At 69.3% G+C, this 6,736-nt stretch carries 4 protein-coding genes and 1 riboswitch; of the genes, 3 read left to right on the top strand and 1 reads right to left on the bottom strand.

Annotation, left to right across the window (positions count from 1 at the left end; translation table 11 throughout):
• Positions 1–195 precede the first annotated feature (195 nt).
• Entirely contained in the window at positions 196–1,338 is a 1,143-nt protein-coding gene (locus ACIBF5_RS32465) for a MalY/PatB family protein (protein ID WP_396816716.1), read from the top strand.
• Between the two features lie 92 nt (positions 1,339–1,430).
• Here ACIBF5_RS32465 and ACIBF5_RS32460 read toward each other — a convergent pair whose 3' ends face one another.
• Positions 1,431–2,492, bottom strand: coding sequence for a Gfo/Idh/MocA family protein (locus tag ACIBF5_RS32460; protein ID WP_396816715.1), 1,062 nt, complete (start codon positions 2,490–2,492; stop codon positions 1,431–1,433).
• Positions 2,493–2,783: 291 nt separating this feature from the next.
• Positions 2,784–3,017, top strand: a riboswitch (cobalamin riboswitch).
• 140 nt (positions 3,018–3,157) lie between these two features.
• Between ACIBF5_RS32460 and ACIBF5_RS32455 the strand changes: the two genes are divergently transcribed.
• Entirely contained in the window at positions 3,158–5,530 is a 2,373-nt protein-coding gene (locus ACIBF5_RS32455; RefSeq protein WP_396816717.1) for a ribonucleoside-diphosphate reductase subunit alpha, read from the top strand.
• A gap of 47 nt (positions 5,531–5,577) precedes the next feature.
• Positions 5,578–6,597, top strand: a complete 1,020-nt coding sequence (locus tag ACIBF5_RS32450; RefSeq protein WP_396816714.1) for a ribonucleotide-diphosphate reductase subunit beta — start codon at positions 5,578–5,580, stop codon at positions 6,595–6,597.
• The last annotated feature ends 139 nt before the right edge of the window (positions 6,598–6,736 follow it).

Below are 6,736 nucleotides of genomic sequence, written 5' to 3'. Positions count from 1 at the left end.
AAATAATTGCCAGTTAGTGTTTTATTGTATCGGAGTCCGTGTTGTTGGGTGGGGGGGGGGGGGGGGGGGTGTGGGGGGGGGGGGTGGGGGGGGGGGGGGGGGGGGGGGGGCCCCCCCCACCCCTCGTTTCGGCCGGAGGTTCACCCACATCGGGTACGGGACGGATCGATCACGACTGGGGTAACGTCTGCGACCGTGGGCAGCCCCTTTCACGAGTCGCTGGACGAGCTACGCCGCCGTACGAGCGAGAAGTGGCGGCGGTACCCGTCGGACGTACTCCCGCTCTGGGTCGCGGAGATGGACGTACCCCTGGCCGAGCCGGTCGTCCGGGCACTCACCGAGGCGATAGCGCTCGGCGACACCGGATATCCGCACGGTACGGGTTACGCGGAGGCAGTCGCCGAGTTCGCCACCGAACGGTGGGGCTGGACGCCCGAGATCGCGCACACCACGGTCGTACCGGACGTGATGATGGGTATCGTCGAAGTGCTCAAACTGGTCACCGGTCCCGGCGACGCCGTGGTGGTCAACCCCCCGGTCTACCCGCCCTTCTACCAGTTCCTGCGCAGCCTCGACCGGCGGATCGTCGAGGCCCCGCTGAACGTGCGGCACCGGCTCGACCCGGATGCCCTGGACCGGGCGTTCGCCGAAGCCGTGGTCGGCGGGCGGCGCGCCGCCTACCTGCTCTGCAACCCACACAACCCGACCGGGACGGTGCACACCCGTGAGGAGTTGACCACGGTCGCCGAGTTGGCCGAGCGACACGGCGTACGGGTCGTGGCGGACGAGATCCACGCGCCGCTGGTGTACGCGGGCGCGACCTTCGTTCCGTACCTGTCGCTGCCCGCCGCGGCGAACGCCTTCGCGCTGCTCTCGGCGTCGAAGGCATGGAATCTGGCCGGACTCAAGGCTGCGGTGGCGGTAGCCGGACCGGAAGCGGCGGTCGACCTGGCACGGATGCCACCGGAGGTCGGCGACGGCCCCAGCCACCTCGGCGTCATCGCCCACAGCGCGGCGCTACGACTCGGCGGCTCCTGGCTGGACAACCTGCTGGCGGGCCTCGACGACAACCGGAAGCTCCTCGGCGAACTGCTCGCCGAGGAGCTTCCACTGGTCCGGTACCGACCGCCGGACGGCACCTACCTGGCCTGGCTGGACTGTCGCGCCCTGGATCTGCCCGCCGACCCGGCGGAGGTGTTCCTGGCACGTGGCCGGGTGGCGTTCGTGCCCGGACCCGACTTCGGCACCGGTGGCACCGGCCACGTCCGGTTCAACCTCGCCACCTCCCCCGAGATCATCACCGAAGCGGTACGTCGGATGGCCACCGCCGTACGCTGAGTCGATCCGGCGCCCCCGGGACCAGGATCGCGGTGCCGGAGTACCTGACCGGCTACCGGTTCGCCTGACCGCTCTTCGGTTGGTGCGACAGCTCAGCCGAGCGCCCACGCCTCGGTGGTCGTGGTGACCGTACGGTCGGTGTCGGCGGCCTCTTCGACCGCCAGGCCGATCAGGTGGTCCTGTGCCCCGTCGGCCAGTGGGTACGGCGGCGGGCCTTCACCGCGTACCCATGCGGCCATGGCCTGGAGCAGGGTCGCGGTGGCGATCTCGTCGTCGTTCCAGCGCAGGCCCGGATAGGGATTGCGGTAGAGGACTTCGGAACCAAGGGTGATGGTCTCGGTGTCGAAGCCGTCAAGGTCCAGGTCGTGACCGGTCTGCCGCCGTACCAGGGGTGTGCGCACGATCGCCCGGGGTGCGGCCAGGTGGACGATCTCGTCGTCGCGTAGCTCCCCGTGGGTGCCCCGGACGAGGAGTCGCCGGAACCGTAGTTGGTTGCGTGACTGGTTGTCGGTGAAGTCGTAGAGCCCGGAGCGGCCGTCGCCGAAGTCCAGGGTGGCGATGGTGGTGGTGGCGGGCTTCGGTGTCGGGTCGTCGGTCCAGCCCTGGCGGGTCTGCGGGTCGAGCAGCGGTGCGGTGGTCCGACTCGCCCGGATGGTGGCCGGGTCGTGACTGACGCCGAGCAGGCCACGGATGAGGGAGACGGCGTGGTACTGGTGCGTCGAGGAGACCTGGACCTGGGTCGGCGTACCGATGATCCCGGAGCGGACCGCCGCCGCGCGGGCGGCGTGTGCGGGCATCAGCAGATACTGTTCGGCGACCTGGACCAGGCCGGATTCGCCGACCTCGTCCCAGAGCCGACGCAGTCCGGCGACATCGGACGCGGGCGGGGTCTCGGTCAGCACTGGCACGCCACTCGCCACCGCCGCCGTGACCACGTCCGCGTTCACCGCTCGGGGCAGGGCGGTCACCAGGAAGTCCGGGCGGGCGGTCGCCAGGCAGTCGGCGAGCGAACCGAAGTACGGCACCGGCAGTGTCCGGGGTGTGGGAACCACAGCCCCGACGCAGGTCACGTCGGGCAACGCGGCGGACAACCGCCAGAACGCCTGCGCCCGCCAGCCGAACCCGATCAACGCGAACTTCGTCTCGTCTCTCATCCGGCCCACCTTAGGCATCCCTCGGGGCAGGCGGGCACGCCCACTGCTTCGTGGTCGTGCTCGACCGAAACGTACGCCCGGCGCCCAACCCGACACGCCTCCATGGTTATGCGTCGGTCTTCTCACCTGAAGTGGCCGGAGAGTCACCTTGTGCCGAGCTGTCAGCGATGGGCCTCTCGCCGTGCGGTGCACCTCGGCCGTGCGGTCGGTATCCGGTGGGCCGGGGGCGATCCCACCAGGACACGAACGCGACACGACATCTGGTGTTCGTTTATCCCTACCGCCCCATATATAGTTCGTGACGCAACTGGTTCAGCCGGACATCCAGCCGGCTGAGGCAACAGGGAACCCGGTGTGAATCCGGGACTGCCCCGCAGCGGTGAGTGGGAACGACCGCCGTCACAGAGCACTGGGAGCACCGGCACCCGCCGGTCACCTCCTGGGAAGCGACGGCCAGTAGGAGGACACGGGTTTCCGTGGCCGCGCCCGCGAGTCCGAAGACCTGCCAGTAGCGCCGCGCCCGGCGAACCGAGCGCGGCGGTCCGAGACCGCGCGGGACGGTCGACGGCTGCGACGCGACCCCCTGGGCTGCGCGTCTCCGCCTGCCTGCGCGCTCGGACCTCGTCGACGACGAGCACGAGGAGTGACAGGTGACGGTCACGGAGATGGTGACGGGCGAGGGAAACCCACTCGCACCGGGTCAACGCCGTACGCAGATGCACGTCCGTAAGCGCAACGGTGCGACCGAGCCGGTCGACGTACAGAAGATCGTCCGGGCGGTGGCGCGGTGGGCGGACGATCTGACCGAGATCGACCCGCTGCGGGTGGCCACGAAGACGATCAGCGGCCTCTACGACGGGGCGACCACGGCCGAACTGGACCGGCTGTCGATCCAGACCGCCGCCGAGATGACCGGTGAGGAGCCGCAGTACTCCCGACTCGCCGCCCGGCTGCTCGCCGGGTACGTCGACAAGGAGGTACGCGACCAGGGCATCGCCTCGTTCAGCCAGGCGATCCGGCTCGGTCACGAGCAGGGGCTGATCGGCGACGAGACGGCGCGGTTCGTGTCGGTCAACGCCCGGAAACTCGACGACGCGATCGATCCCACGGCCGACCTGCGGTTCGAGTACTTCGGACTGCGTACGGTCTATGACCGCTACCTGCTGCGCCACCCGGTGACCCGGCTGACCGTGGAGACCCCGCAGTACTGGCTGTTGCGGGTCGCCTGCGGACTCTCCGAGACCCCGGCCGAGGCGATCGGTTTCTACCGGCTGATGTCGTCGCTGGCCTACCTGCCCAGCTCCCCCACCCTCTTCAACTCCGGCACCGCGCACACCCAGATGTCCTCCTGCTTCCTGGTCGACTCGCCCCGCGACGAACTCGACTCGATCTACGACCGGTACGCCCAGGTCGCGAAGCTGTCGAAGTTCGCCGGCGGCATCGGCATCGCCTGGTCCCGGGTACGTTCCCGGGGCGCGCTGATCCGGGGCACGAACGGCCTCTCCAACGGGATCGTGCCGTGGTTGCGGACCCTCGACGCGAGCGTGGCGGCGGTCAACCAGGGTGGCCGACGCAAGGGCGCGGCCTGCGTCTACCTGGAGCCGTGGCACCCGGACGTCGAGGAGTTTCTCGAACTTCGCGACAACACCGGTGAGGACGCCCGGCGTACGCACAACCTGAACCTGGCCAACTGGATACCGGACGAGTTCATGCGTCGGGTCGAAGCCGACGAGGTGTGGTCGCTGTTCGACCCGGCCGAGGTGCCGGAGCTGCCGGACCTGTGGGGCGACGAGTTCGACGCCGCCTACCGGGCGGCGGAGGCGGCGGGCCGGTTCGTGCGTCAGGTCAAGGCCCGTGACCTGTACGGGCGGATGATGCGCACCCTGGCGCAGACCGGCAACGGGTGGATGACGTTCAAGGACCCGTCGAACCGGCTCTGCAACCAGACCGCCGAACCGGGCAACGTGGTGCACCTCTCCAATCTCTGCACCGAGATCGTCGAGGTCTCGGGCGACGGCGAGACAGCGGTCTGCAACCTCGGCTCGGTGAACCTGGCGGCGCACGTGGCCGGCGACGACCTCGACTGGGAGCGGTTGCGCGAGACGGTGCGTACCGCGGTGCTCTTCCTCGACCGGGTCATCGACATCAACTACTACCCGAGCGCCGAGGCGGCGGCGAGCAACCCGCGCTGGCGGCCGGTCGGGCTCGGCCTGATGGGCCTGCAGGACGTGTTCTTCGCGCTCCGGATGCCGTTCGACTCCGACCGGGCGCGGGAACTCTCCACCCGGATCTCGGAGGAGATCTACCTGACCGCCCTGGAGACCTCGGCGGAATTGGCCGTACGGTTCGGCCCGCATCCGGCGTACGCGCAGACCCGGGCCGCGCGGGGCCACCTCCAGCCTGACCTCTGGGGGGTCACCCCGTCGCAGTCGGAGCGCTGGGCCACGGTGCGGGAGCGGATCGCCGCCCACGGGCTGCGTAACTCACTGCTGGTGGCGATCGCCCCGACGGCGACGATCGCCTCGATCGCCGGGTGTTACGAGTGCATCGAGCCGCAGGTCTCCAACCTGTTCAAGCGGGAGACGCTCTCCGGCGAGTTCCTCCAGATCAACACCGCCCTGGTTCGGGAACTCAAGTCGCGTGGTCTCTGGACCGAGGAGATCCGTACCGAGATCAAGCGCGCGGAGGGCTCGGTCCAGGGTCTCCCGGCACTGCCGGCGGAGGTACGGGAGCTGTTCCGTACGGCCTGGGAGCTGCCCCAGCGGGCGCTGATCGATCTCGCCGCCGCCCGCTCGCCCTTCATCGACCAGAGTCAGTCACTGAACCTGTTCATGAGTGCCCCCAGCATCGGGAAGCTCAGCTCGATGTATCTGTACGCGTGGAAGTCGGGGCTGAAGACCACCTACTACCTGCGTTCCCGCCCGGCGACCCGGATCCAGCAGGCCACCGTGGCGATCAACAGGCCGGTGCTGGCCGTCGACGCCGAGACGCTCGCCTGCTCGCTGGAGAACCCGGAGTCCTGCGAGGCCTGCCAGTAGCCCCACCCGCTTCCGTCCACGATCCTGACGCACAGTGAGGCACCACGATGACCAGCACGACAAGGACAGCGATGTTGCTCGACCCGGGCATGAACCTGACCCTGCGCCCGATGAGATACCCACACTTCTTCGACCGCTTCCGGGACGCCATCAAGAACACCTGGACGGTCGAGGAGGTCGACCTGCACTCCGACCTGGCGGACCTGGATCGGCTATCGCCGGCCGAACGGCACCTGGTCAGCCGGCTGGTCGCCTTCTTCGCCACCGGCGACACCATCGTCGCCAACAATCTGGTGCTCAACCTCTACCAGCACGTCAACTCCCCCGAAGGTCGGCTCTACCTGTCCCGGCAGCTCTTCGAGGAGGCCGTGCACGTCCAGTTCTACCTGAACCTGCTCGACACGTACGTGCCGGACGAGGGCGAGCGGTTCGCCGCCTTCGACGCGATCGAGAACATCCCGTCGATCCGCCGCAAGGCCGAGTTCTGCTTCCGCTGGATCGACTCCGTCTTCGAGCTGCGTGAGCTGAGGACCCGCGAGGAGCGGCGCGCGTTCCTGCTCAACCTGATCTGCTTCGCCGCCTGCATCGAAGGGTTGTTCTTCTACGGCGCCTTCGCCTACGTCTACTTCCTCCGCTCCCGGGGGCTGCTGCACGGGCTCGCGTCCGGCACCAACTGGGTGTTCCGCGACGAGTCGATGCACATGGCGTTCGCGTTCGACGTGGTCGACACCGTACGTCAGGAGGAGCCGGACCTGTTCGACGACGAGATGGCCCGGCAGGTACGGGAGATGCTCGCCGAGGCGGTCGAGTGCGAGGTGCAGTTCGCCGAGGACCTGCTCGAACAGGGTGTCTCCGGGATGTCCCTGCCCGACATGCGCGAGTACCTGCAACACGTCGCCGACCGGCGGCTGGCCCAGCTCGACCTGCCCCCGTTGTACGGGTCAAAGAACCCGTTCGCCTTCATGGAACTCCAGGACGTGCAGGAGTTGTCGAACTTCTTCGAGCGACGGGTGTCGGCGTACCAGGTGGGCGTGACCGGCACGGTCAGCTTCGACGACGACTTCTGAGCGGCGGGGGGGGGGGGGGGGGGGGGGGGGGCCCCCCCCCCCCCCCCCCCCCCCCGCGCCGCCGCGCCGCCCCCCCCCCCCCCCCCGGGGGCGCCCCCCCCCCCCCCCCCCGCTACCCCGCCCGAACGGGGTGGCGTCG

The sequence above is a fragment of the Micromonospora sp. NPDC050417 genome, assembly GCF_044458865.1.
Classification (GTDB): domain Bacteria; phylum Actinomycetota; class Actinomycetes; order Mycobacteriales; family Micromonosporaceae; genus Micromonospora_G.
Note: the sequence above shows the minus strand (reverse complement) of the source record. Positions and strands in the feature narration are given on the sequence as shown.

Coding starts and splice junctions, on each gene's coding strand:
- ACIBF5_RS32450 (WP_396816714.1), top strand. CDS start 5,578: ATGACCAGCACGACAAGGACAGCGATGTTGCTCGACCCGGGCATGAAC.
- ACIBF5_RS32460 (WP_396816715.1), bottom strand. CDS start 2,492: ATGAGAGACGAGACGAAGTTCGCGTTGATCGGGTTCGGCTGGCGGGCG.
- ACIBF5_RS32455 (WP_396816717.1), top strand. CDS start 3,158: ATGGTGACGGGCGAGGGAAACCCACTCGCACCGGGTCAACGCCGTACG.